This is a genomic window from Streptomyces sp. GbtcB7, assembly GCF_019091445.1.
Lineage (GTDB): Bacteria > Actinomycetota > Actinomycetes > Streptomycetales > Streptomycetaceae > Streptomyces > Streptomyces mirabilis.
Map to the genome: position 1 here is coordinate 121,940 of NZ_JAGXJM010000001.1, position 24,370 is coordinate 146,309.

Genomic DNA, 24,370 nt, shown 5'->3' on the forward strand with positions numbered 1-24,370 from the left:
TGAACATGACCGACAGCAGCGCGCTTGACCCCGAGGACCGCAAGATCGTCACCCTGGCCCGTTCCGCGCGGGCACGCAACGCGGTGCCGGAGGGGGCGGCCGTACGGGATGAGACCGGCCGTACGTATGTCGCGGGGACGGTGGATCTTCCCTCCCTGCGGTTGAGCGCGTTGCGTACCGCGGTCGCGATGGCGGTGGCGTCCGGGGCGAAGTCTCTTGAGGCGGCGGCGGTGGTGTCCGAGGCGGGGGAGGTCTCTTCGGAGGACCGAGCGGCGGTCCGGGACCTCGGTGGGCCCGCGACGCCGGTACTGCTGGCGGGCCCCGACGGCACCGTCCACCTGACGACACCCGCAGGCTGAGCCCGCTTCTTCGCCCCCGCCGCCCCTACCCGACCCATCCTCGACCTGGGGCTCCGCCCCAGACCCCGGCCCTGTCCGTCGGCTGCGGGCCGGTGGGGGCTGGTCGCGCAGTTCCCCGCGCCCCTGAAAGCCTCGGCTCGCCCTCGTTTTCAGCCCGTCCGGCGTTTGAGGACGAGGCCGTTCAGGCCGATCGGGGGTTCGGGGGCGGAGCCCCCGAGTGAGGATGGGACGGGTAGGGGCGGCGGGGGCGAGGAACTCTCAGAAGCCGAGTTTGCGGAGTTGGCGCGGGTCCCGCTGCCAGTCCTTCGCGACCTTCACATGGAGGTCGAGGAAGACCGGCGTACCCAGCAGCGCCTCGATCTGCTTGCGGGACTTGATGCCGACCTCCTTCAGCCGCTTGCCCTTGGGGCCGATGATGATGCCCTTCTGGCTGGGGCGCTCGATGTAGACGAAGGCGTGGATGTCGAGGAGGGGCTTGTCGGCGGGGCGGTCCTCGCGGGGAAGCATCTCCTCGACGACGACGGCGATGGAGTGGGGGAGCTCGTCGCGCACACCCTCCAGCGCCGCCTCGCGGATCAGCTCCGCGATCATGACCTGCTCGGGCTCGTCGGTGAGGTCACCCTCCGGGTAGAGCGCCGGGCCCTCGGGAAGGAGCGGGACGATCAGGTCGGCCAGCAGGTCCACCTGCTTGTCCCCGACCGCCGACACCGGCACGATCTCCGCCCACTCGAACCCCAGCTCCCGCCCGAGCTGATCGATCGCGATGAGCTGCTCGGCGAGCGTCTTGCTGTCGACGAGGTCGGTCTTCGTGACGATCGCGATCTTCGGCGTCTTCTTGATGGACGCCAGTTCCTTCGCGATGAAACGGTCACCCGGACCGAGCTTCTCGTTCGCGGGCAGGCAGAAGCCGATGACGTCGACCTCGGCCCACGTCGTGCGCACGATGTCGTTCAGGCGCTCACCCAGCAGCGTGCGCGGCTTGTGCAGACCAGGGGTGTCGACCAGGATCAGCTGGGCGTCGGGGCGGTGCACGATGCCCCGTACCGTGTGCCGCGTGGTCTGCGGCTGGTTCGCGGTGATCGCCACCTTCTGGCCGACCAGAGCATTCGTGAGGGTGGACTTGCCCGCGTTGGGGCGGCCCACGAAGCAGGCGAAGCCGGCGCGGTGGGGTGCCTCGGACGGCTCGGATGACTGGGTACGAACGCTCATGGCGCCCATTGTCCCTGATCCACAGGCCCGCGCCGTACGCCATATGCCTTTGACCGCTCCCGCGCCGCCCCGTGAGGTTTCGGAAACCCCCACGCAATACGAAACACGCCGGAAACGCACACGTGCACAACCGGAAACGCGAGCCCGTGACTCTCTGACGACGCCCCCGCACCCAGGAGAACCGAGGAGAGCCGTCCGTGGAGTTCGTGCAGACCGTGGAGACCCTGGACACCGTCAACCTGGCCGCCGCACCCCACCTCGACACCGGCGACACCGCCTGGCTGCTCGCCGCCACCGCCCTCGTCCTCCTGATGACACCGGGCCTGGCCCTCTTCTACGGCGGCATGGTCCGCACGAAGAGCGTCCTCAACATGCTGATGATGAGTTTCGTGTCGATCGCCCTGGTCACGGTGGTGTGGCTGACGGTCGGGTACTCGCTCGCCTTCGGGGACGACGCCTTCGGGGGACTCGTCGGCGGCCTGAAGCACGCGGGGATGAGCGGTATCGGGCCGGACAGTGTGCACGGGACCGTGCCCACCCTGCTCTTCGCCACCTTCCAGCTCACCTTCGCGATCATCACCGCCGCGCTGATCAGCGGGGCGATCGCCGACCGCGCGAAGTTCGCGGCGTGGCTGGTGTTCGTGCCGGTCTGGGCGCTGCTCGTATACGTTCCCGTCGCGCACTGGGTGTGGGGTCCGGGGGGCTGGGTCCTGGCGAAACTGGGTGCGCTGGACTTCGCGGGCGGGCTGCCGGTCGAGATCACCTCCGGCGCCTCCGGCCTGGCTCTCTGTCTCGTCCTCGGCCCCCGTCTCGGCTTCAAGAAGGACGCCATGCGGCCGCACAACCTGCCGATGGTGATGCTGGGCGCGGGGTTGTTGTGGTTCGGCTGGTTCGGCTTCAACGCCGGGTCCGCGCTGGGCGCCAACGGACTCGCCGCCGCAGCTTTCCTCAACACCCTCGCCGCCGGCTGCACCGGTCTGCTCGGCTGGCTCTTCGTCGAGCAGAAACGCGACGGCCACCCCACCACCCTCGGAGCCGCCTCCGGCGCGGTCGCGGGTCTGGTGGCCATCACCCCGTCCTGCGGGTCCGTGTCGCTGCTGGGCGCGCTGGTCGTCGGTCTCGCCGCCGGTGTCGTCTGCTCGTACGCCGTGGGCTGGAAGTTCAGGCTGAACTACGACGACTCGCTGGACGTCGTCGGCGTTCACCTGGTCGGCGGCATCATCGGCACGGTTCTCATCGGTGTCTTCGCCGACGCGACGATGACCGGTGGCGCCGAGGGGCTGCTGTACGGCGGTGGGTTCGGACAGCTCGGCAAGCAGCTGGTGGCGGTCGTGGCCGTTGGGGCGTACGCCTTCACCGTCACGTACGGCCTCGGGAAGGTGCTCGACAAGGTCGTGGGGCTGCGGGCGGACGAGGAGCACGAGCACACCGGCCTGGACCTTACGGTGCACGCCGAGACCGCTTACGATCACGGGGTCCTGGGCCACGGCGCCCCGGTCTCGTCATCCCTCCCCACCGCTCAGAAGGCCAAGGCCCAGGCATGAAGCTCATCACCGCCATCGTCAAGCCGTACCGCCTCGACGAGGTCAAGACCGCTCTCCAGGAGCTCGGCGTGCACGGGCTCACCGTCACCGAGGCCAGCGGGTACGGGCGCCAGCGCGGCCACACGGAGGTCTACCGCGGCGCCGAGTACCAGGTCGACCTGGTACCCAAGGTCCGTATCGAGGTCGTCGTCGAGGACGCGGACGCGGAGGCCGCGATCGATGCGATCGTCAAGGCCGCGCAGACGGGGAAGATCGGTGACGGGAAGGTGTGGTCCGTACCGGTCGAGACGGTCGTACGGGTACGGACGGGCGAGCGCGGCCCCGACGCACTCTGAGCCACCACGGACGGATACCGCCCCTGCGCGCTCCGAGCGGCCACGGGCGGGTACCGCCCCTGCGCGCCCTGATCACCACCACGGCGGCGGCGATCCCCGCGCCCGCCAGCACCGCCATCAGCCACGGGAGTGCGAAGAACGACGTGCTCGCCGACTCCCGGGTGCCGGGCGCGCTGGCCGTCAATGTCACGTGACCCCAGTCGAGTTGGGGCGCCCCGTGCCACGGCTCGGTCAGCCGGACACGTTGCCCCGGCAGCAGCTCCGAGGGGATCTTCGTGAGCCCCCGGGACAGCAACGTACGCCCGAAGAGGCCTTCGGCCCTGAGCCGCACCTTCGGGTTCAGGGTGACGTTCCCGGTGTTGTGGAGGGTGTACGAGACGGTGGCGCCGCTCTCGCCGAGGCCGGGGACCAGGGGCTGGTGGTGGCTGATGTGGACCTTCTCGACGGCGAGGGCGGGGACGGTGGGTCCGCCGACCCGGAGGTAGATCCGGGCGCCGACCGCCCGTTGCACCGCCACCGAGGAGGTCGCCGCGTCCCCGGACTCGAGGCGCTCGTCGAGTGCGACCAGCGCGCCCGGGTGGTCGCCGGGTTCGGCCTTCGCGGGCACCCGGAGGGTGAACGGCACGGTCACCGAACCGTGCGCGGGCACCGTCACCCGGGAGCGGGCGGGGTGCGCCCACGCGCCGACCCCGAGCTGCTTCTCCTTCACCGTCCGCACCGCGAACCCGCCGTCGCGCGCGGTGTTGTACGCGTCGGCGGCGTACAGCCGGAAGGTCAGCGGGGCGCCGGTCTTGTTGGCGACGGTGACCTTGTCCCGGAGGGTCTGTCCGGGGTCGGCGGAGAGGTAGAAGTACGGGCGGGCCGCGATCTGCGTGGAGACGGGGTAGACGGACCAGCTGCCGTTGTCGGCGGCGTACGAGGCGGGCGTGGTGAGCGCGAGAAGGACCACGGACAGGATGAGGACGTACAGCTTGCGCATGGGTGCGGACCCCCGCGGACGTGGTGGACCTGGCGAGGTGGACGGGCGGGTGCGCGCCCGGCCACCGGGGTGCGGAGGGGTGGGTCAGGTGAGCGTCAGCGTGAGCACGCCGGAGTAGGAACCCGGCGGGGTGAACGCCGGTACGTCCAGTGACAGCCCGGCGTCGACGGTGAACTCACCACCGGTGAGCGCCCCGTTGGGGGTGGACGCCAGCGTCGCTCCCGCATCGCCCACCGCGCCGGACGAACCGGCCTGGCAGGTGCTCGGGCTGCCCGCCTTGGTCGCGCAGGCGGGGGTCCAGCTCAGCTTCCCGGCGTCGATCTTGGCGCCGGGACCGGTGAAGTCGGTGACCTTGCCGGTCAGGGACCAGCCCGCGGGCCCGCCGCGGAAGTCCTTGACGGTCACCGTCCGCAGGGCACCGGTCGAGGCCCCGCCCTTGCCGAAGTCCACGGCCGACAGCTGGACGGCGTCCCCGGCCTGGGACATCGACAGGGTTCCCGCCTTCACCGTGGTGGTGAGTTTCTGGGAGCCCGCGGGGATCGGGGTGTCGTCGACGACCACGTACGCCGCCGGCCCCGCGCCCTTGGTGTCGCTCCAGCTCGCGCCCTCGTACGCCACCACACCGGTCGTCGTCTTGTCGTTGACGGTCAGCGTGCCGTTGATCGAGCCCTGTGCGTCGGCGGTCGTGGTGGCGGTGTCGGCGGTCTGGGTGGCCCCCGACCGTCCGGCGAGGGTCACGCTCGCGCCCGGGGTGAAGTTGCTGCCGGTGACGGTCACGCTGTCACCGGGCTTCCCGGAGGCCGAACCGAGCGAGATGGCACGGTTGTTGGTCTGGGTTCCGTCCGTCGCGGTGATCGTCCCGGAGACCGGGGCGGGCGGGTTGGTGACCGTGCAGGGGGTGTCCAGCTCCAGGATGTAGCTGGTGTGGATGTTGTAGTCGCCGGGCGCGAGGGTGATGGCGCCCGGGCTGGTGACGGTGAAGGTGCCCGTCATGCTGAACCCCGGGAAGGGCGCGTTGCCCGCCACCGGGTCGTTCTTCCTGGGGCCCGCGACCGTGACGTCTCCCGTCTGCGCGCCGCCGAGGGCGACCTTGCCGGTGGGCGTCATGATGTCGGCGGGCAGGGCGAGGGCGGTCGGGTTGTTCGCGGCGGGCGTGACCACCTTGTACGTCACGGTGACGGTGTCACCGACCTTGGGACTGGGGTTGTCCACCGTGATGATCGCGGTGGTGGTGCCGTCGATCGGCGGGATGCCCGCGATCGCCGGCGGGATGCAGTGCGTGGCGAAGTCCACGTTCTGGGAGTCCGCGGCCGCGGCGCCCGCCGGGGCCGCCAGCGCGCCTCCCGCGGTGACCGCCAGCGCGGTCACCCCGAGCAGTGCCGCCCAGCGGCGTCTTCGGGCGTGCGAACCCCTGGTTCCCCTGTGCGTTGCCATGTGCCCCCTCCTGAGGGATGCGGGCGCAGCGGCTCGTCTGCGCCGACAGGGGGCCATTGATGTGCGGGTTGTGTGAGAAGTCAATGGAGGGCCCGGACGGTAACTGATGGGCCATCAGGTCGTGTCAATATCGTCAACTGGGCACCCCCGTAGGCTAGTTGGCCGTGATCAGGCAGTTGTTCGGTTCATTTGTTCGGTTCAGTTGTTCAGGCAGTACGAGGACCGGTGCCGCCGCGCGCCGGCGACACCGGTCTTCACGTATGTGCTGTGGCGGGGCTCAGCTGAAGACGAACGGGCCCGGTGCCTGCGCCGCGCTCGCGGTGCATGTGATGGTGATGCCGAAGACGACCATCTTCAGCGAGCCCCCGTACGCGTCGAGGCTGTCGCCGGAGGTGACGGTGCCGTTGAGCGGGCCCACCGTGACCCCGCCGCCCAGCGGAATGGCGGGGTTCTTCGTGCCGGTGAACGCGACGGTGCCGCCACCGGACTTCGCCATGGTCAGGGTGGAGGCGATGGAGTCCTGCGCCAGCGCGATCGGCGCGGTGATCGAGGTGGAGCTGAGGGTGATGGTCGCGGCCGTGCCGGTCTGGGTGGCGGTGAGGGTGGCCGCACCACCGCCGCCGATCGTGCAGGTCGCGTTGATGGTCGCGGTGAGCGGGGTGACGGCCGCGGCGGTCGGCGCGAGGGCCAGGCCGGTCGCGGCGAGGGTGCCGGCGGCTAACGCCGCGGCGATTCCGAGTTGCTTGCGTCTCATCGGGTTCCCTTCCCTTGTACGGGAATTGCCATGTGGGGATGGAGGGACGGAACCGTCTGCTCAGAGGCCGGGGCCGGGCCGGGCACACGGACGCGTCACCGGTGAACGCCGGTGCGGGTGCGGAGAGATGTGTACACGGACCGTCCGCGAGCGGGGTGCGGGACGCCAGCGGAGGCGTTTCTGACGGTCCGTCGGAACTAGCGGTTCCATTGATGCGCGAGCGGCTTGGGATTGCAAGGCATGCCGGGCGGTTTCTTCAGGGGTTGTCGAAAGTGGCCGAAGTTCGTCCCTGACCCCTGATCGGCCCGCTACTCGGCGAGTTCCGCGATCAGCGCCGTCGCCACCGTCCGGAACCCCAGGCGGCCGTACATCCGCGCCACGTCCTCGTCCCCGGCCGACAGGAACAGCGTCTCGACGCCCCGCTCACGCGCGTCGGCCACGAGGGCGGCCGTGACGCCGTACGCCAGCCCGCGGCGCCGTTCGGCGGGCAGGGTGCCGACGCCCGCGATCTCGCTCACGCGGCCGACGGGCAGGTGCATGCCGGAGCAGACCACGACGCCGTTCTCGACCGCCGCGGCCAGTACGGTGCGGCCCACGCGGATGCGGTCCGCGGCGGCGGGTACCTCGGCGGCGCGGGCGGTGATCTCGGTGGCCAGTTCGCCGGTTCCGGCCTCCCCCACCGCCGTGCCCGGCGCCGCGAACGCCACATGCGGCACCGCCAACGCGCCCGCCAGGAAGGGGTCTTCGGGATCCAGTACACGGACCAGGGGATGCGGGTCGGGCAGCGGCGCGTCCTCGTCGCGGATCATCAGGGGATGCGCGTGTACCCGTAGCCCCGTCGCCTCGACCGCCTCCCGCAGGCCCGGCGTCACCTCCGCCACCCACTCGAAGGCCTCCGGCACACACAGCTCCCGCTGCCGCGCCCGCACCCGCTCGACGTCCTCGGCGGTGGCCGCCGGGCCCGTCCACTCCAGGGTGGGGCGTGCGTAGTAGGGCCAGCCCGTGGCCTCCCGTACGAAGAGGGTCAGCGGGCCGAAGTCCTCGGCCCGCGCGGCGGCGCGCGGTACCGAGTCGTAGTAGCGCTCAAGACGGTCGAGGGATGCGTTCACAGTCGTCATGACGCCATCCAAGAGGAACACGGATGCCGGTGGCACCCGAATTCAGTCCACGCCCCTGATCCGCCCCACCAGCAGCGCCCCCGCCAGTCCGATCACCGCCGCCACCAGGTACAGCACCCGGTAGCCGCCCAGATACGTCACGATCGGGGCCGCCAGGGCGGGGGCGGCGACCTGGGGGAGGGCGTTGGCGACGTTGATGACGCCGAGGTCCTTGCCGCGGTCCAGGGCCTTGGGCAGGACGTCCGTCATCAGCGCGAAGTCGACGGAGGTGAAGACGCCGAAGCCGATGCCGAGGACCGCCGCCGCGACGATCGCGCCCGGCCAGGTCTGCCACCCGGAGAGGACCGCCGTCGCCACCGCCATGAGGACGCCCGACCAGATCACGAACGGCTTGCGGCGGCCCACCCGGTCCGACCACACCCCGCCGACCACGACCGTGGCGAGGAGGGTGACGCCGTTGACCGCCGTGAGGATCAGTACGCCGTTCTCGGGGTCGTCGTAGTGGAGCCGGTCGCGGAGGTAGTACAGGAGGTAGAGCAGGACCAGGGCGTTGCTCAGGTTGATCAGGAAGCGGGTCAGCCAGGCCCAGGCCAGGTCCGGGTGGCGGCGCGGACTCAGCCAGAAGGAGGCCGCGAACGTGCGCCAGGACCAGGCGGGCCGGGCCGAGGCCGGCAGCCGCAGGTCCTGGTGGCGCAGTACGTACGGCAGCACGCCCACCAGCGTGAACACCGCACACGCCGCGTAGCCGCCGCCCACACCCCCCGCCGCCGTCGCGAGGCCCGTTCCGCCCACCACGCCCAGGATCTGTGCCGCGCCGAGCCAGCCGCCCACGGAGCCCCGCTGGAGCCGGGGCACCCGGTCGGGGACCGCCGCGGTGATCGCGGCGAAGGCGGCGTTCAGGGTGAGCTGGACCAGGCACCAGCCGGCCGCCATCGTCCAGACCCCGCCCGCTCCCGCCAGGAGCAGCAGGGAGAGGGCGCCGCCCGCCGAACCCGCCACGATCCACGGCGTACGGCGGCCCCACCGCGCCGTCGTCCGGTCGGACAGCGCGCCGAAGAGCGGGTTGGCGACCAGCGACACCACCGCGCCCGCGCCCGTGACCCACGCCAGCATCGTCTCCTTCGACATGCCGGTGCCGGGCGCGAAGTCCTCCGCCTGGGAGGCCAGCAGGATCTGCAGCGGGCCGTACCAGCCCACCCAGATCGCCCCGTTGGCGAGCGAGAGCGCCGAGGTCCAGCCCCGGCCGACCCGCTCGACGGGCTCGGCGAGCGGGTCGACGGACACGACGGGGTCCGCCGCCGTCATCCCCGCGCCCGCAGCGCGTCGCGCAGCCAGGTGTACGACACCTTCGGGGTCCGCTTCAGCGTGTCGTAGTCGACGTGGACCAGGCCGAAGCGCCGCGCGTATCCCTCCGCCCACTCGAAGTTGTCCAGCAACGACCACACGAAGTACCCGCGAACGTCCACGCCCTGTTCCAACGCCCGGTGCAGCGCCCGGACATGGCCGTCGAGGAACGTGATCCGCTCCTGGTCGTCGATGCCCTCGTAACTGCAGCCGTTCTCGGTGATGACGACCGGCGGGAGGCGGTCCCCGTAGCGCTCGCGGAAGCCCACGAGCAGCTCGGTCAGTGCCTCGGGGACCACCGGCCAGCCGAAGTCGGTGACCGGGTAGCCCTCCAGTTCCCGCACGGAGAAGGGGAGTTCGGCGGGCAGGGTCAGTCCGCTGAACTCGATCTCCGCGCCCTCGGGGGCGCCCACCTTGGTCGGCTGGTAGTAGTTGATCCCGTACCAGTCGATCGGCTCCGCGATGACCTTCAGATCCGCCTCGACATCGCCCGGCATCAACTCACCGATGCCTTCCGGGTATCGGCCCAGCAGCAGCGGATCCGCGAAGAGGCGGTTGAGGAGGAGGTCGTAGAAGTCGGCGGCCTCCACGTCCTCGGGCTGCTCGGAGGCCGCCCAGGTCGGGCCGTGCGAGTTGGCGATGCCGATGTCCGTGACGCCGGCCGCGCGCAGGGACCGGACGGCGAGGCCGTGAGCCAGCAGTTGGTGGTGGGCGACCGGCAGCGAGTCGAACAGGAGCTGTTTGCCCGGGGCGTGGGCGCCGAGCGCGTGGCCGAGCAGGGTGTGTTCGGCTGGCTCGTTGAGGGTGATCCACTTCTTGACGCGGTCGCCGAGACGGGCGGCGACGACACCGGCGTACTCGGCGAAGCGCTCGGCCGTGTCGCGGTTCAGCCAGCCGCCGGCCTCTTCGAGCTTCAGCGGGAGATCCCAGTGGAAGAGGGTGGGTACGGGGCGGATCCCCGCCGCGACCAGGGCGTCCACCAGGCGGTCGTAGAAGTCGAGGCCGCCGGGGGAGTTCACGCGGGGCCAGGAGATCGAGAAGCGGTACGCGTCCACGCCGAGGTCGGCGAGGAGGGCCACGTCCTCGGGGTAGCGGTGGTAGTGGTCGCAGGCCACGTCCGCCGTCGAGCCGTCCTTGATGTGGCCGGGCTCGGCCGTGAACGCGTCCCATACCGACGGGTCGCGTTCGGCCGCGGCTCCCTCGATCTGGTGGGCCGAGGTGGACACGCCCCAGAGGAAGCCGGGCGGGAACTGCGGTAGGGGGTTCGTCGCCATGCGCGCGATCATCCGTACCGGCAGTAAGGGAAGTCAACGGGTTGGTGTGAACTGGGAGTTACGGCTTCTTGGGACGCCAGGGGAGGGGTGGTGCGGAGTGTTCGCGGCTGCGGCCCGGTGGGGGCTGGTCGCGCAGTTCCCCGCGCCCCTGAAGGGGCGCCTCCCGCAAGGCCGCTTTCTAGGCGCCCTCCTTCAGGACCCTCGAAATCAGACTTCGCTGCTCCTCCGTCAGTCTCGGATCGGCGGCGTAGACCGTCTTTCCGTTCACGGTGATCTCGTAGCTGAAGCCGTCGGGGACCCCGGCGGGGCGCGTGCCCTGGCCGGAGGCGATCGCCTGCTCGGCCAGGGCATGCCACTCGGGGGCGTCGGAGCGCCCCGAGGTGTCCACCTCGGCATGGCGCTCGATGCCCGCGAATCCGCCCGTGCGCCTTACCTGAATACGCATGGGTCCTGTCTAGTACGAGTCGGGCGCCGAAGCTACGACGTCGCCACCCCGACCTGTTCCCAGGCCTTCGTGACGGACTGGAGCTCCTCGCCCTCGCCGTACCGGCTCCTGGCCTGGGCGACCGTCAGCTTGGCGAAGTCGGAGAAGCTCGCCTGGGACTGGAGCTCGCCGCCGGTGAGGACGTCGTACCAGATCTGCCCGGCGCGCTCCCAGGCGTGCCCGCCGAGGGACTGGGCGACCAGGTAGAAGGCGTGGTTGGGGATGCCGGAGTTGATGTGGACACCGCCGTTGTCGCGGCCGGTCCTCACATAGCCGTCCATCGTCGCGGGCTGCGGGTCCTTGCCGAGCACGTCGTCGTCGTACGCCGTGCCGGGCTCCTTCATGGAGCGCAGCGCCTTGCCGGTGACGCGCGGGGCGAGCAGGCCCGCGCCGATCAGCCAGTCGGCGTCGGCGGCGGTCTGGCCGAGCGTGTACTGCTTGATCAGCGAGCCGAAGACGTCCGACATGGACTCGTTCAGGGCGCCCGGCTGGCCGAAGTAGGTGAGGTTCGCCGTGTACTGGGTGACGCCGTGGGTCAGCTCATGGCCGATGACGTCGACCGGGATGGTGAAGTCGAGGAAGATCTCGCCGTCGCCGTCGCCGAACACCATCTGCTCGCCGTTCCAGAAGGCGTTGTTGTAGTCGACGTCGAAGTGGACGCTCGCGGTGAGGGGCAGGCCCTCGCCGTTGATCGAGTTGCGGGCGTAGGCGTTCAGGTAGAGGTCGAAGGTGGCGCCGAGTCCGGCGTAGGCGCGGTTGACCGTGGCGTCCTTGCCGGGCTTGTCGGCCTCGCCGCGGACCTTCTTGCCCGGCAGGTCCTGGTGGTGCCTGGCGTCGTAGATGGTGCGCTGCGGCTTGTCCGCGGGCGCACCCTGGGGCGGGGCCACGGTGGGCGCGCCGATGACCGTGGTCAGCCGGCGGTGGGTGCGCTCGAAGGCGTCGCGCTCCAGGGTGCGGCGCGCGGGCCCGGCGAGCGCGGGGTCCTCGTGCTGGGCCAGCGTGTCGAGGACGTGGGGCGGCACGATGGTGCAGAAGACAGGCTCGAAGCCTGCCGGGTTCGCGGTCATGCCCGGCACAATTGCACTGAGTTACTTCGCTGTCACTACCTGCGACCAAGATTGTGTGAAATGCGGCGATAAGGAGCCCGTCGGTCCGCTCTTCAGTGGTATGAGGACTCACTCTGGGTGGTGTGCCACACTTTTTGTCCGTTTTCTTCCTTATGTGGTCACGATCCCGCATACTGATACAGCCCTCCGGAGAGAGTGAGGCTCGGCTACGCTGCGGAGCATCATGCGTATCGGGCTGCTTCTCCTTAGCTGCCGCGGCGAGGGCCTGTAGTCGAGGCCGACCCCCTCCCCGCGGAGTTCGGCGTTGCGCCGTCGGCCGTCCTTCCGGACACCCTCTGAGGAGCCCACGCATCATGCCGAACTTCCAGCAGTCCACCGCCATGCCGGTCCACAAGTACGGCAAGTACGAGCAGGTGGACATCCCTGACCGCACCTGGCCGGACAAGCGTGTCACCGTCGCCCCCCGCTGGCTGTCGACGGACCTGCGGGACGGCAACCAGGCGCTGATCGACCCGATGTCCCCGGCCCGCAAGCGCGAGATGTTCGACCTGCTCGTGAAGATGGGCTACAAGGAGATCGAGGTCGGTTTCCCGGCCTCCGGGCAGACCGACTTCGACTTCGTCCGTTCGATCATCGAGGACGAGACCGCGATCCCGGACGACGTCACGATCTCCGTACTGACCCAGGCCCGCGAGGACCTGATCGAGCGCACGGTGGAGTCCCTGGTCGGCGCCAAGCGCGCCACGGTCCACCTGTACAACGCGACGGCCCCGGTCTTCCGCCGGGTCGTCTTCCGCGGCTCCAAGGACCAGATCAAGCAGATCGCCGTCGACGGCACGCGGCTGGTCATGGAGTACGCCGAGAAGCTGCTCGACGAGCGGACGGCGTTCGGCTACCAGTACAGCCCCGAGATCTTCACCGACACCGAGCTGGACTTCGCCCTGGAGGTCTGCGAGGCCGTCATGGACGTCTGGCAGCCCGGCCCCGGCCGCGAGATCATCCTCAACCTGCCCGCCACGGTGGAGCGTTCGACGCCGTCCACGCACGCGGACCGCTTCGAGTGGATGTCGCGCAACCTGTCCCGCCGCGAGTTCGTCTGCCTGTCCGTGCACCCGCACAACGACCGGGGTACGGCCGTCGCCGCCGCCGAGCTGGCCCTGATGGCCGGCGCCGACCGCATCGAGGGCTGTCTGTTCGGCCAGGGCGAGCGCACCGGCAACGTCGACCTGGTCACCCTGGGCATGAACCTGTTCTCGCAGGGCGTCGACCCGCAGATCGACTTCTCGAACATCGACGAGGTCCGCCGCACCGCCGAGTACTGCAACCAGATGGAGGTCCACGCCCGTCACCCGTACGTCGGCGACCTCGTCTACACCTCCTTCTCCGGCTCCCACCAGGACGCCATCAAGAAGGGCTTCGACGCCATGGAGGCGGACGCCGCCGCGAAGGGCGTCACCGTCGACGACATCGAGTGGGCCGTCCCGTACCTGCCGATCGACCCGAAGGACGTCGGCCGTTCGTACGAGGCTGTGATCCGCGTCAACTCGCAGTCCGGCAAGGGCGGGATCGCCTACGTCCTGAAGAACGACCACAAGCTGGACCTGCCGCGCCGGATGCAGATCGAGTTCTCGAAGATCATCCAGGCGAAGACGGACGCCGAGGGCGGCGAGGTCACCCCGAAGGACATCTGGGCGATCTTCCAGGACGAGTACCTGCCGAACCCCGACAACGCGTGGGGCCGTATCCAGGTCAAGGCCGGCCAGACCACGACCGACCGCGACGGCATCGACTCGCTGACCGTCGAGGCCTCGGTGGACGGCACCGACACGGTCCTGACCGGTACCGGCAACGGTCCGATCTCCGCGTTCTTCGACGCCCTGCAGTCCGTCGGCATCGACGTACGCCTCCTGGACTACCAGGAGCACACGATGAGCGAGGGCGCCTCCGCGCAGGCCGCCTCGTACATCGAATGCGCGATCGGCGACAAGGTCCTGTGGGGAATCGGCATCGACGCGAATACGACACGCGCGTCGCTGAAGGCCGTGGTCTCCGCGGTCAACCGCGCGGCCCGCTGAGGACTTTGACCGGCACTTTCGGGGCCCCGTCCGCCTTTCGAGGCGGGCGGGGCCCCGTCGTATACCGGCCAATCGCCGTGGAGATCACGGAAAGGTCTCGTCCAAGGTACTGACTCTGCCTCAACAATGTGGCTAACATCACGCCAGCGCGGCGATGTTGCCGCGGCGTTACGGAGGTGTGCGAGCGTGCTGCCAGGATGGGGACGAAACGGTCGTGCAGTGCAGATTTCCCGCATCCTAGGCACCCGTACCGCGTGGACCACCATGGGGGACGGCGAGTTCTTCTGCCCGGGCTGCGGGGGTGACCGCAACTACCAGCGGCTGACCGGCCGACGCCGCTTCACCCTCCTCGGTGTCCCGGTCCTGCCGCGCGGTGACACGGGACCCGTCGTCGAGTGCGCCGCCTGCGGCCACCACTACGGCGCGGACGTCCTCGACCACCCGACCACCACCCGCTTCTCGGCGATGCTCCGCGACGCCGTCCACACCGTCGCGCTCGCCGTGCTCGCCGCCGGCGGCGCCTGCTCCCGTACGTCCCTGGAGACCGCGGCGACCGCGGTGCGCTCGGCCGGCTTCGACGACTGCACGGAGGACCAGCTCGGCGCCCTCGTCGAGGCGCTCGCCGCGGACACGGGCCGGATCTTCGGGGAGCCGTGCGGGGCGGGCCTCGCCATAGAGCTGCACGAGGCCCTGGATCCGCTGGCGCCGCACCTCGCCGCGACGGGACGCGAATCGATCCTGCTCCAGGGCGCCCGGATCGCCCTGGCGGACGGGCCGTACACCCCCGCCGAACGGGACGTGCTCGCCACCGTGGGCGCGGCGCTGACGATCTGTGCGGACGACGTGACGCGACTGCTGGCGGCGGCGCGCACGCCCTCGTAGCGAAGGGTCGGGAGTGACGTTCGGTGACTCAGGGTACGGTGTGAGCGACACACCGTAACCGGACCCTCGTGTTGCGCGGGGGAGAGCGGGGACCACCCTGAGCCGCAGTCTCGCCGCCGCCCTGGCCGTCGGCCTCCTCGCCTCCGGCGCCGGCGTCGCGTCCGCCGCCGCCCCCGGTCCCCGTACCGACTGCGCCTCCTCCGTGCCGTACACCGCGGGCGAGGGCGGCTACGACACCTACCGCATCCCGGCGGTCGTCACCACCCGCGCGGGCACGGTGCTCGCCTTCGCCGAGGGACGGCACGACGGCGCGGGCGACAGCGGCCACATCGACGTCGTCCTCAGACGCTCCCTCGACGGCGGCTGTACGTGGGGTTCGCTGCGGGTCGTCGCGGCGGGGGCCGGGGACACCCGGGGCAACCCGGCGCCCGTCGTGGACCCGCGCACCGGCCGGATCGTCCTGGTCACCTCCTACAACAGCGGCGCGGTGACCGAGGCGCGGATCATGCGGGGCGAGGTCACGGCGCGCCAGGGCCGCCGCGTCTTCGTCCAGACGAGCCGCGACGACGGCGTGCGCTTCTCCGCTCCCCGGGACATCACGGCCGAGGTGAAGCCGCCGGGCTGGCGCTGGTACGCGACTGGCCCCGGCCATGCGATCGCCCTCCGTCACGGCCCGCACGCCGGCCGTCTGGTCGTTCCCGCCAACCACTCCGCCGCCCCGCCCGCGGGCTCGACCGACACCGGCCGGGAAGCCAAGTACTACGGGGCGCACGCGATCTACTCCGACGACGGCGGCCGTACCTGGCACCTGGGCTTCACCGACCGCACCTACGACGGCCGGGTCGACGCCAACGAGAGCGGTGCGGCCGAACTCCCCGACGGACGCCTGTACTTCAGCGCCCGCGATCAGGGCGGCGCCACCCCCGGCAACCGCCTGGACACCTACTCCAGCGACGGCGGCGAGACCCTGGACCGCCCCTACGCGATCCAGCCCACCCTGGACGACGTCCCCGTCGTCCAGGGCAGCGTCCTCCAGCTCCAGGGCGCCCACGCCCCCTTGCTCTTCTCGGCCCCCTCCGTACCCACCGCCCGCCGCGCGATGACCCTCTGGCGCAGCACGGACGACGGCACCACCTTCACCCGGGCGACGACCCTCTCCTCCGCGCCCGCCGCCTACTCGGACCTGGTGGACCTCGGGCACGGCCGGGTCGGGATCCTGTACGAGACGGGCTCGACACGGCCGTACGACAGGATCGAGTTCCGGCGTCTGCGCCGGCCGGGTTCGCCCGTCAGGTGAACGCGGGCAGGACCTCGCGCTCGAACAGGCGCAGACTCGACCAGGCCAGCTCCATCGGCATTCCGCCGCACAGGGGGTGGAACTGGGTGAAGGGCCGCGGTGGGGGATGAAGCCGTCGGCGATACGGGCGGCCCGGCGCGCGGCCGGTTCGGTGCTGCCGCCGAGCGAGACGCCCGGGCCTCCCGGCCGAAACGGCGCGGGCGTGAGGCGTACGGTGCGGCCCCGGTAGGTGAACTCCTCGCCGGTGAACGCCGCCTTCAGGGTGGTGACCACCTCGGTCACCCGTTTCGCCCGCTCGTTCATCGGCACGTCGAACAGGGCGAACTCCTCGTGCACATAGCCGCCCGCGACGACCAGGTCGACCCGCCCCCTGCTCAGGTTGTCGAGCACGATCATTTCCTCGGCGAGCAGCAAGAGGTCGTGGAACGGGGCGATCAGCGCGGCGACGAGGAAGCGGACGTTCGTCGTCCGTGCCGCCATCGCCGCGAGCATCGGGATCGGGGCGGGGAGGTAGCCGTCCGGTGAGCCGTGGTGTTCGGAGACGGTGATCCGCGCGCACCCCAGACGGTCGGCCCACTCGGCCACGTCCAGGGCGGCCGCGTAGCGATCGGCCATGGTGGTTCCGGCCTGCGCCTCTCGCTTCTGGGGCCTGCTCTAGAGCAGGCCCGCTCCCGCCAGGTACTTCCCCACCCGCTCGACTTCCGCCTCCGACAGCGGCACCTGCGGCTCCGCCGTGGCCGGACAGGCGATGACGCCCCGCAGGTGCAGTGCCGCCTTGAACGCCCCGAGCGCCGACGAACCCCCGCCCATCCGGGCCGGGTCCCCCACCCCGACCATCCCGAACAGCCCGCACAGCCGCTCCTGTTCGGCCCGCGCCCGCTCCCAGTCGCCCCTTCGGCAGAACCGGTCGAGCCGTACGTACCCGTGCGGGTCGACGTTGGCGAGACCCGGCACGGCCCCGTCCGCCCCGAGGGCGAGCGCGGAGTCGACGACGAGTTCGGACCCGGTGAGAGCGGTGAAGCCGGTGATGTCGGGGTGGGCGCGGGCGCCCGTGACGACGGCGCGGAAGGCGGCGAGGTCGCCGCTGGAGTCCTTGAGGCCGCTCAGCACGCCCTCCGCGGCGAGGGACAGGACCAGCTCCGCGTCCAGCTTGGTGTGGACGGACACCGGGATGTCGTAGGCGAAGACGGGCACGGACGAACGGGCGGCGACGAGGCGGAAGTGGCGCGCGATCTCCGCCGGGTGGGTGCGGGCGTAGAAGGGTGCGGTCGCCACGATCGCGTCCGCGCCCGCCGCCGTCACATACGCCACATGGTCCAGCACCCTCGGCGTGGTCATGTCGATCACCCCGGCCAGCACGGGGAGCCGCCCGGCCGCATGGGCGACCACCGTCTCCACCACCAGCCGTCGCTGGGCGTCCGTCAGGAACGCCGCCTCCGAGGACGAACCAAGGACGAACAGGCCGTCGACGCCCCCGTCCACCAGGTGGTCCACGAGCCTGATGAGCGAGGGGACGTCCACCTCACGGTCCGGTGTCAGGGGCGTGCAGACGGGCGGAACGACACCGGTCAGCGGGGTGGGGATCGGCATGAAGGCTCCCTCGGGACGATCAAGGCTGCTGCTGGGCGGGGATGTCGGCCACGGCGGGCGCCGCGGACACGGCCTGGGCCACCAGGTCGCGCGTCGACTGGTCCTCCTGCACAGGATGGTGGCACCGGAAGCGGTGGTCCGGCGCCGACGCGGCCGTGAAGTCCGGCATCACGCTCACGCACTCCTCATCGGCCTTCCAGCAGCGGGTGCGGAACGGGCAGCCGGTCGGCGGGTGCGTGGCCGAGGGCACCGGGCCCACCAGCGGGATCGGGTCGATCGGGTCCAGAAGGCCGGGCGTGGCGGAGAAGAGGGCCCGGGTGTACGGGTGCCGGGCGCGGTCGGTGACCCGGGCGGCAGGGGACTCCTCCACGATCCGGCCCAGGTACATCGTGATCACCCGGTCGCTCATCCTCCGTACCGTCTGGATGTCGTGCGAGACGAAGACCAGGGCCAGGTCCAGACGCTCCTTCAGGTCCAGCAGGAGGTTGAGGATCTGGGCGCGGACCGAGACGTCCAGCGCGCTCGTCGGTTCGTCCGCCACCACCAGGTCCGGGTCGAGGGCCAGGGCGCGCGCGATGGCCACCCGCTGGCGCTGACCGCCGGACAGTTGGCCGGGCAGGGCGTCCGCCAGGGCGCGGGGGAGGCCCACCAGGGACATCAGCTCCCGCACCCGGTCGTCCCGTTCCCGTGCCGTGCCGCGCCGGTGCACGTCGAGGGGGTCCCGCAGGATCCGGCGTACGGGCAGGCGGCGGTTCAGGGCCGTCGACGGGTCCTGGAAGACCATGCCCGTGCTGCCGCCGACGGACGCCCGTCGCTCGGCGGGCCGCATCGACCACAGGTCACGGTCACGGAAGCGCACGGTGCCGGACGTCGGCCGCTGGACGCCCACCAGCACCTTCGCCAGCGTCGACTTCCCGCACCCGGACTCGCCGACGACGCCGACCGTCTCGCCGGGCGCGACGGTGAGGTCGGCGCCAGTCAGGGCGTACACCCGGTCGCGGGAGAACAGGCCGCCGGAGCGGGCCTTGTGGACGACATGGGCGTCGGAGAGGGTGATGAGCGCGTTCACTGGACGGCCTCGCTCTCCGTGGTGATCAGATCGACCGCGGGGTGATGGCACGCGGCCGTGTGTGTCCGGGCGCCCAGCAGGTCGGGCGCCGTCGTCCGGCACACCACGCTCGCCGACGGACAGCGGTCGGCGAACCGGCAGCCCGCCGGGAAGTCGGCGGGGGCGGGCACGACCCCCTTGATCTGCGTCATCCGTTCGGCCGCGGACTCCAGGGAGAGGACGCTGCCGAGCAGGCCGCGCGTGTAGTGGTGGGCCGGTGCCTCCACCAGGTCCGCCGTCACGCCCGTCTCCACGATCTGCCCGCCGTACATCACCACCACCCGGTCCGTGACGTCCGCGACGAGGGCCAGGTCGTGCGAGACGAGGATCAGCGCGAAGCCCAGCTCTTCCCGCAGCTTCAGCAGCAGGGTGATGATCTGCGCCTGGACCGTCACGTCCAGGGCCGTGGTCGGCTCGTCCGCCACGATCAGCTTCGGGCCCCGGGACAGGGCCATCGCGATCAGGACACGCTGGCGCTGGCCGCCGGAGAGCTCGTGGGGGTAGCTGCGCAGGGTGCGTTCGGGGTCGAGACCGACCAGAGCGAGCAGCTCCGCGGGGGTCTGTCTCCCGCCCCGTCGCACCAGCTGCTTCAGCTGCGCCCTGATCGTCATCGCCGGGTTCAGGGACGACAGCGCGTCCTGGTAGACCATGGCCATCTCGTGGCCCAGCAGACGCCGTCGTACGCGCATCGGCTCCCCGACCAACTGGCGCTGGTCGAAACGGACCTGGCCCCGGACCCGGGCCCCCTTCGGTTCCAGGCCCATCACCGCGAGCGCCGTCAGCGACTTGCCGCAGCCCGACTCGCCGACCAGGCCCAGGACCTCACCTGGGTGCACGTCGAAGCCGATGCCGTCGACGATGTCCACCCCGCCGTGCCGGGCCTCGAAGCCGATGGCGAGGTTCTCCACGGAGAGGACGGGCCGGCCGGTGGGCAGGGGGCGGGCCCGGGAGCGCAGCCGGGCGGCGGCCTCCGTCAGACCGGGGAGCTCGAGGACCTCTCCGCTGCCGGGCTCGGGAGCCTCCAGCCGGTCACCGGCGGTCGCCTTCGCCGCCACCTCCCGCGCCACGGGCGCCGCCCACGCGTCCGAGACGCCCTCGGAGAGGATGTTCAGCGACAGTACGGTGATCAGCATCAGCAGACCCGGGAAGACCGTCGCCCACCAACCGCCGGTCAGCACCATGTTCTTGCCGTCCGCGATGACACTGCCCCAGGACGGGTCGGGCGGCCGGACGCCCGCGCCGATGAAGGACAGCGAGGCCTCGAAGACGATGGCCTCGGCGACCTGGACCGTGCAGAACACCAGCACGGGGGCGGCGCAGTTGACGGCCACGTGGCGCAGCACGATGTGCGGGGTGCGGGCGCCGATCACCCGTTCCGCCGTCACATAGTCCTCGCCGTACTGGTCGAGGACGTTCGCGCGGACCACCCTGGCCACCGACGGGGTGAACAGGAACGCGATCGCGCAGATCAGCACCGTGATGCCGCCGCCGAAGACCGCGACCAGGACGGCGGCCAGCGCGATGCCGGGGAACGCCATCACGACGTCCAGGCAGCGCATCAGCGTCTCGTCGACGGCCCCCCGCGAGGTCGCGGCGATCGCGCCGAGGAGCGCGCCGACGACGAGGGCGAGGGCGGTGGCGCCCAGGCCGATCGCGAGGGACCAGCGGGCGCCGTACATCAGCCGGCTCAGGATGTCCCGGCCGAGGCTGTCCTGCCCCATCCAGTGACCGCCGGAAGGGGCGCCGGTGCCGTCGACCTGCGGTTGCTGGTCGAGCGGGTCGTGCGGGGCGAGCAGGGGCGCGAACACGGCCAGCAGGACCACGAGCGTGAGGAAGCCGAGGGCGATCCGGGAGAGGACGGGCAGGCGTCGCAGCCGGATGCCGGGCCGGGCGAGGCCCTCGGTGAGACGTCGCCGGGAGAGTGGGGGGATCGTCACGTGGCATCCCTCAGTCGCGGATTGACCAGCAGATACAGGATGTCGATGGCGAGGTTCACGACCACGAACCCGGTGGCCGTGGTCAGGACGACGCCCTGGACGACCGCCGGGTCGCCGTTCTTCACGGCGTCGATCATCAGCTTGCCCATGCCGGGGAGCGAGAAGATCGTCTCGATGACGACCGCGCCGCCGAGCAGATAGCCGACGCGCAGACCGAGCACGGTCAGCGGGTTGATCAGCGCGTTGCGGAGCACATTGCGGCCGACCACGACCACCGGCGGCAGTCCGCTGCCGATCGCCGTCCGGACGTAGTCCTTGTCCAGTTCCTCGACCACGGCCGTGCGCACGATCCGGGTGAGCTGGGCGGCGACCGGGAGGGAGAGCGCGAAGGCGGGGAGTGTCATCGTCTTCAGCCAGCCGATCGGCGAGTCACCGGGGTTGATGTATCCGCCGGTCGGGAACCAGCCCCGGTCCACGGCCAGGTACTGGATCATCAGCAGCGCCAGCCAGAAGCCGGGCGCCGCGACCCCGGTCAGTGACACGACCCGGATGACCTGGTCGGGCAGCCGGTCGCGGTGGATCGCGGCGGTGACCCCGCCGAGCAGCGCGAGCACCACCGCGATGGCGAGGCCGAGGAAGGTGAGCTGGAGGGTGAGCGGTAGCGCGGTGGTGACCTGGTCGACGACCGGCGCCCGGGTCAGCGCGCTGGTGCCCAGGTCGCCGTGGAGCAGATCGCCGATGAAGTGGACGTAACGCACCGGGAGTGGGTCGAGCAGGCCGTTCCGCTGCCGGAAGTCGTGCAGTTGCCGAGGGGTCGGGTTGGCGCCCTGGAAGAACGCGGACGCCGGGTCGACGTCCGAGAACCGCATCACCAGGAACACGAACAGCACGATGCCGAGCATCAGCGGCACGAGCAGGGCGACACGGCGGGCCAGGATGCGGACGATGGCCGTCATCTACGTCAGGCCCACTTGGCCTGGAGGAGGTTGATGCCCGGATACGGCTGGGCCCTGATGCCCGTGAGTTTCCTGGGGTCCCAGGCCGTCATCAGCTCGTTGTGCACGACCGGGTAGAGCACGGCCTGTTCGGCGACGACGTCGATGTAGTCCTGGATCATCGTCTTCTTCTTGTCGGCGTCCGGCTCCCGCGTCGCCCGGTCCATGTCCTTGAAGAGCTGCTTCGCGACCGGGTCGCCCGCCCATCGGGCGTACTGCATCCACAGATTCTCGGGGCCGTAGTTGTAGTGCATGATCAGATCGGCGTCGAGGCCGAACTGGTTGGGGTTCGAGGCGGCGGCCACCACCTGGTAGTCCCGCTTCTGGTCCATCTTCGTGAAGACGGCCGTCGTCTCCTGCGGCGAGAGCGTGGTCTCGACCCCGATCGCGTCCCAGGACGCCTTGATGGTCGGCAGGCAGTCGACGATCCAACTGACGTTCACCGACAGGATCTCGATCTTCAGTCCGGAGACTCCGGCGGCCTTCAGGAGCTGCTTGGCCTTCTGCGGGTCGTAGCCGTACACGGTCTTCGCCGGCCGGTAGGCCGGGTTCCCCTCGTTGAGGAACGAGCTCGACGGCTTGCCGTGTCCGTGGAGGGCGACCTCGACCATCTTGCCGGTGTCGATGGCGTAGTGCAGGGCCTGGCGCACCCGTACGTCGTCGAAGGGCTTGTGCCTGGTGTTGAACATCAGGAAGAGGTTGTTCATCCCCGCGCCGCCCTCGACGGTCATGCCGCCCTTCCTCAGCTGCTCGATGTTGGCGTACGGGATGTTGTCGGCGATCTGGGCCCCGGCGCTCGCGCCCGAGATCTTCGCGACGCGGGGCGCCGCGTCCACGATCGTCAGCCAGTTCATCTTCTTGAAGGCCGGCTCGCGCGGGCCGTTGTAGGCGGCGAAGGCCTCGAAGGTGGTGTTCGACTTGGGGTGGTGCGCGGTCTGCCGGTACGGCCCCGAGCCCACCGCCTTCCCCTTGATCGCGTCGTCCCAGGCACCGGGCTGCGAGAAGACGTGCTTGGGCGTGATCTTCGCGAGGGTGAGCCGCGCGATGCCTTCCGGGAAGGGGAACTTCAGCACCAGTTCGACGTTCGACGCGTCGATCTTCCGGACCTCCTTCAGCCAGCTCGCGAAGAAGCCCTTGCCGAGGGTCTGCGTCTTCGGGTCGAGGATCCGGTCGAAGACGAAGACCACGTCGTCGGCGGTGACGGGCTTCCCGTCGTGGAAGGTGGCCCCGGCCCGCAGCGTGAACTTCCAGGACGTACCGCTGAGATCGCCCGGCACCTGGGTCGCGAGCGCCGCGTACGGCTCGCGCGAGATCGGGTCCGTGTCCAGCAGACCCTCGTAGATGTGGTTGTTGGCCGCCATGGCGAAGGCGGACGCGGTCTGCGTCGGATCCCAACTGCCGTCGTTCCCGTAGCCGATGACGGCGGTGAGCGTCGCGTCCTTGCCGCCCTTCCCGCCGCCGGTGTCATTGGTGGACTGCGGCCCGGACGAACAGGCCGCCAGCGAGGAGGAGAGGAGCCCGGCCGCGCCGAGGGCGCCGGAGTACTTCAGGAAACGTCGGCGGTGCAGCGCCGAGTGGTCGGTCACGTCGCGCACGGTTCCTCCAGAGAGAGGCGGGAGATACGACGTCCTACGTCATGGTGGGCAGCGTGACCATAAGAGGGCCCGTGAGGGCGGTCAAGGGATCGCACACGAATGGCGTATCTTCCAGAGGTGCGACCAATGAAGCCCTGGAACACGGGTAGTTGGTGCTGAATCCGCCCGGAGGTGGGACGTCGGATGTCCGGTGAGCGTACGATGCGGCGCATGTCTGAGGAGACCGGGAACCGGCGCGGGCCCGAGCGCAGGTCCGAGCGCCGGGTGAGCAGTCAGATCCAGCGCGAGGTCGTGCAGCTGATCCTCGACCGCAGGCTCCAGGCGGGCGCCCCGCTGCCCACCGAGACCGAGCTGATGCAGGACCTCGGCGTCAGCCGCAACTCCGTCCGCGAGGCCCTCAAGGCCCTGCAGGCCCTCGACATAGTCGACATCCGGCACGGCTACGGCACCTACGTGGGCGAGGCCTCCCTGACCCCCTTCGTCGACGGCCTGACCTTCCGCACGCTCGCCCAGCCCGACGACAAGAACGAGACCGGGGCGCTGGCGGAGATCCTCCAGGTACGGGAGGTGCTGGAAGAGGGGTTGATACGCCGGGTCGCGGCCGTGCTCACCGAGCCGGAGCTCGACCGCCTCGAGGCCGTCGTGGCCGAGATGGAGGAGGCGGGCCGCTCAGGGCGACCCTTCCCCGAACTCGACCGCGAGTTCCACGAGTTGCTGTACGCCTCGCTCGGCAACGCGCTCGTGCCACAGCTCCTGGGCGCCTTCTGGACCGTCTTCAGCCGGGTCGCCGGCATACGCGGCTGGACCGACGACCCGTCCCCCGAAATGACCGTCCGCCGCCACCGCGACATCGTCACCGCTCTGCGCGCCCGCGACGTGGAGGCCGCCCAACGCGCGATGGCCGACCACTTCCGTGGCATCGAGGCGAGGGCGGCCCAGGAGTCCAGGGGAGTGGGCTGAGTACGGGGTCCTGTGCGGCCCCTGGGGCCT

Annotated in this window: 21 protein-coding genes and 1 pseudogene; 7 read left to right on the plus strand and 15 right to left on the minus strand. The window is 70.8% G+C overall.

Annotation, left to right across the window (positions count from 1 at the left end; all coding sequences use genetic code 11):
- The first annotated feature begins 5 nt into the window (after positions 1 to 5).
- The gene (locus KVT44_RS00490) at positions 6 to 359 is read left to right on the plus strand and encodes a cytidine deaminase (protein WP_099922720.1); all 354 of its coding nucleotides are present in this window, start codon (positions 6 to 8) and stop codon (positions 357 to 359) included.
- A 258-nt stretch (positions 360 to 617) separates the two neighbouring features.
- Here KVT44_RS00490 and era read toward each other — a convergent pair whose 3' ends face one another.
- On the minus strand, positions 618 to 1,577 hold the full coding sequence (gene era, locus KVT44_RS00495; protein ID WP_179436579.1) for a GTPase Era: 960 nt from the start codon (positions 1,575 to 1,577) through the stop codon (positions 618 to 620).
- 215 nt (positions 1,578 to 1,792) lie between these two features.
- On the opposite strand from era, the gene KVT44_RS00500 reads away from it, so the two are divergent.
- Positions 1,793 to 3,112 (plus strand): ammonium transporter, encoded by a 1,320-nt coding sequence (locus KVT44_RS00500; RefSeq protein WP_217565935.1) that lies wholly within the window; start codon positions 1,793 to 1,795, stop codon positions 3,110 to 3,112.
- Positions 3,109 to 3,447 carry a P-II family nitrogen regulator gene (locus KVT44_RS00505; RefSeq protein ID WP_067369901.1) on the plus strand — a complete coding sequence of 113 codons (339 nt, stop codon included), beginning with the start codon at positions 3,109 to 3,111 and terminating at the stop codon, positions 3,445 to 3,447. The genes KVT44_RS00500 and KVT44_RS00505 overlap by 4 nt, the downstream gene beginning before the upstream one ends.
- Here the strand turns inward: KVT44_RS00505 and KVT44_RS00510 are convergent.
- The 8 genes from KVT44_RS00510 to KVT44_RS00545 all read right to left on the minus strand — a co-directional run bounded on the left by KVT44_RS00510 (position 3,341) and on the right by KVT44_RS00545 (position 11,901).
- Complete coding sequence (locus KVT44_RS00510; protein ID WP_217565670.1) at positions 3,341 to 4,426, minus strand: DUF916 domain-containing protein; 1,086 nt, start codon at positions 4,424 to 4,426, stop codon at positions 3,341 to 3,343. The genes KVT44_RS00505 and KVT44_RS00510 overlap by 107 nt on opposite strands.
- 84 nt (positions 4,427 to 4,510) lie before the next feature.
- Complete coding sequence (locus tag KVT44_RS00515; RefSeq protein WP_217565671.1) at positions 4,511 to 5,860, minus strand: beta-xylosidase; 1,350 nt, start codon at positions 5,858 to 5,860, stop codon at positions 4,511 to 4,513.
- A gap of 277 nt (positions 5,861 to 6,137) precedes the next feature.
- Complete coding sequence (locus KVT44_RS00520) at positions 6,138 to 6,614, minus strand: hypothetical protein (RefSeq protein WP_217565672.1); 477 nt, start codon at positions 6,612 to 6,614, stop codon at positions 6,138 to 6,140.
- Positions 6,615 to 6,922: 308 nt separating this feature from the next.
- The gene (locus KVT44_RS00525; RefSeq protein WP_099922724.1) at positions 6,923 to 7,732 is read right to left on the minus strand and encodes a GNAT family N-acetyltransferase; all 810 of its coding nucleotides are present in this window, start codon (positions 7,730 to 7,732) and stop codon (positions 6,923 to 6,925) included.
- Positions 7,733 to 7,774: 42 nt separating this feature from the next.
- Positions 7,775 to 9,037, minus strand: a complete 1,263-nt coding sequence (locus tag KVT44_RS00530) for an MFS transporter (protein ID WP_217565673.1) — start codon at positions 9,035 to 9,037, stop codon at positions 7,775 to 7,777.
- The gene (locus tag KVT44_RS00535; protein WP_217565674.1) at positions 9,034 to 10,362 is read right to left on the minus strand and encodes a GH1 family beta-glucosidase; all 1,329 of its coding nucleotides are present in this window, start codon (positions 10,360 to 10,362) and stop codon (positions 9,034 to 9,036) included. Before KVT44_RS00535 ends, KVT44_RS00530 begins: the two co-directional genes overlap by 4 nt.
- A 166-nt stretch (positions 10,363 to 10,528) precedes the next feature.
- Complete coding sequence (locus tag KVT44_RS00540; protein ID WP_060896474.1) at positions 10,529 to 10,795, minus strand: protealysin inhibitor emfourin; 267 nt, start codon at positions 10,793 to 10,795, stop codon at positions 10,529 to 10,531.
- Positions 10,796 to 10,827: 32 nt separating this feature from the next.
- Positions 10,828 to 11,901, minus strand: a complete 1,074-nt coding sequence (locus KVT44_RS00545) for a M4 family metallopeptidase (protein ID WP_217565675.1) — start codon at positions 11,899 to 11,901, stop codon at positions 10,828 to 10,830.
- 353 nt (positions 11,902 to 12,254) lie between these two features.
- Between KVT44_RS00545 and leuA the strand changes: the two genes are divergently transcribed.
- The 3 genes from leuA to KVT44_RS00560 all read left to right on the plus strand — a co-directional run bounded on the left by leuA (position 12,255) and on the right by KVT44_RS00560 (position 16,155).
- Entirely contained in the window at positions 12,255 to 13,976 is a 1,722-nt protein-coding gene (gene leuA, locus KVT44_RS00550) for a 2-isopropylmalate synthase (RefSeq protein ID WP_099922729.1), read from the plus strand.
- Positions 13,977 to 14,162: 186 nt separating this feature from the next.
- Positions 14,163 to 14,858: a TerB family tellurite resistance protein gene (locus KVT44_RS00555; protein ID WP_099922730.1), complete on the plus strand. Its 696-nt coding sequence runs from the start codon at positions 14,163 to 14,165 to the stop codon at positions 14,856 to 14,858.
- Positions 14,859 to 14,979: 121 nt separating this feature from the next.
- Positions 14,980 to 16,155, plus strand: a complete 1,176-nt coding sequence (locus KVT44_RS00560) for an exo-alpha-sialidase (protein WP_254648833.1) — start codon at positions 14,980 to 14,982, stop codon at positions 16,153 to 16,155.
- 156 nt (positions 16,156 to 16,311) lie between these two features.
- Here the strand turns inward: KVT44_RS00560 and KVT44_RS00565 are convergent.
- The 6 genes and pseudogenes from KVT44_RS00565 to KVT44_RS00590 all read right to left on the minus strand — a co-directional run.
- Positions 16,312 to 16,770: pseudogene (locus KVT44_RS00565) on the minus strand (LLM class flavin-dependent oxidoreductase); the annotation flags it as partial.
- A 39-nt stretch (positions 16,771 to 16,809) separates the two neighbouring features.
- Positions 16,810 to 17,745: a dihydrodipicolinate synthase family protein gene (locus KVT44_RS00570; RefSeq protein WP_217565676.1), complete on the minus strand. Its 936-nt coding sequence runs from the start codon at positions 17,743 to 17,745 to the stop codon at positions 16,810 to 16,812.
- A 19-nt stretch (positions 17,746 to 17,764) separates the two neighbouring features.
- The gene (locus tag KVT44_RS00575; RefSeq protein WP_217565677.1) at positions 17,765 to 18,814 is read right to left on the minus strand and encodes an ABC transporter ATP-binding protein; all 1,050 of its coding nucleotides are present in this window, start codon (positions 18,812 to 18,814) and stop codon (positions 17,765 to 17,767) included.
- Entirely contained in the window at positions 18,811 to 20,790 is a 1,980-nt protein-coding gene (locus KVT44_RS00580; RefSeq protein ID WP_217565678.1) for a dipeptide/oligopeptide/nickel ABC transporter permease/ATP-binding protein, read from the minus strand. The genes KVT44_RS00575 and KVT44_RS00580 overlap by 4 nt, the downstream gene beginning before the upstream one ends.
- Positions 20,787 to 21,746: an ABC transporter permease gene (locus tag KVT44_RS00585; protein WP_099922735.1), complete on the minus strand. Its 960-nt coding sequence runs from the start codon at positions 21,744 to 21,746 to the stop codon at positions 20,787 to 20,789. The genes KVT44_RS00580 and KVT44_RS00585 overlap by 4 nt, the downstream gene beginning before the upstream one ends.
- Positions 21,747 to 21,751: 5 nt before the next feature.
- Positions 21,752 to 23,380: an ABC transporter substrate-binding protein gene (locus KVT44_RS00590; RefSeq protein WP_217565679.1), complete on the minus strand. Its 1,629-nt coding sequence runs from the start codon at positions 23,378 to 23,380 to the stop codon at positions 21,752 to 21,754.
- 210 nt (positions 23,381 to 23,590) lie between these two features.
- Here KVT44_RS00590 and KVT44_RS00595 point away from each other — a divergent pair, with 210 nt between their 5' ends.
- Positions 23,591 to 24,340, plus strand: a complete 750-nt coding sequence (locus KVT44_RS00595) for a FadR/GntR family transcriptional regulator (protein ID WP_254648784.1) — start codon at positions 23,591 to 23,593, stop codon at positions 24,338 to 24,340.
- The last annotated feature ends 30 nt before the right edge of the window (positions 24,341 to 24,370 follow it).

What these genes read in the sequence shown, in the direction of transcription:
- KVT44_RS00490 (WP_099922720.1), top strand. Translation starts at nt 6, where the DNA reads ATGACCGACAGCAGCGCGCTTGACCCCGAGGACCGCAAGATCGTCACC.
- era (WP_179436579.1), bottom strand. Translation starts at nt 1,577, where the DNA reads ATGGGCGCCATGAGCGTTCGTACCCAGTCATCCGAGCCGTCCGAGGCA.
- KVT44_RS00505 (WP_067369901.1), top strand. Translation starts at nt 3,109, where the DNA reads ATGAAGCTCATCACCGCCATCGTCAAGCCGTACCGCCTCGACGAGGTC.
- KVT44_RS00510 (WP_217565670.1), bottom strand. Translation starts at nt 4,426, where the DNA reads ATGCGCAAGCTGTACGTCCTCATCCTGTCCGTGGTCCTTCTCGCGCTC.
- KVT44_RS00515 (WP_217565671.1), bottom strand. Translation starts at nt 5,860, where the DNA reads ATGGCAACGCACAGGGGAACCAGGGGTTCGCACGCCCGAAGACGCCGC.
- KVT44_RS00520 (WP_217565672.1), bottom strand. Translation starts at nt 6,614, where the DNA reads ATGAGACGCAAGCAACTCGGAATCGCCGCGGCGTTAGCCGCCGGCACC.
- KVT44_RS00525 (WP_099922724.1), bottom strand. Translation starts at nt 7,732, where the DNA reads ATGACGACTGTGAACGCATCCCTCGACCGTCTTGAGCGCTACTACGAC.
- KVT44_RS00530 (WP_217565673.1), bottom strand. Translation starts at nt 9,037, where the DNA reads ATGACGGCGGCGGACCCCGTCGTGTCCGTCGACCCGCTCGCCGAGCCC.
- KVT44_RS00535 (WP_217565674.1), bottom strand. Translation starts at nt 10,362, where the DNA reads ATGATCGCGCGCATGGCGACGAACCCCCTACCGCAGTTCCCGCCCGGC.
- KVT44_RS00540 (WP_060896474.1), bottom strand. Translation starts at nt 10,795, where the DNA reads ATGCGTATTCAGGTAAGGCGCACGGGCGGATTCGCGGGCATCGAGCGC.
- KVT44_RS00545 (WP_217565675.1), bottom strand. Translation starts at nt 11,901, where the DNA reads ATGACCGCGAACCCGGCAGGCTTCGAGCCTGTCTTCTGCACCATCGTG.
- leuA (WP_099922729.1), top strand. Translation starts at nt 12,255, where the DNA reads ATGCCGAACTTCCAGCAGTCCACCGCCATGCCGGTCCACAAGTACGGC.
- KVT44_RS00570 (WP_217565676.1), bottom strand. Translation starts at nt 17,745, where the DNA reads ATGCCGATCCCCACCCCGCTGACCGGTGTCGTTCCGCCCGTCTGCACG.
- KVT44_RS00585 (WP_099922735.1), bottom strand. Translation starts at nt 21,746, where the DNA reads ATGACGGCCATCGTCCGCATCCTGGCCCGCCGTGTCGCCCTGCTCGTG.
- KVT44_RS00595 (WP_254648784.1), top strand. Translation starts at nt 23,591, where the DNA reads ATGTCTGAGGAGACCGGGAACCGGCGCGGGCCCGAGCGCAGGTCCGAG.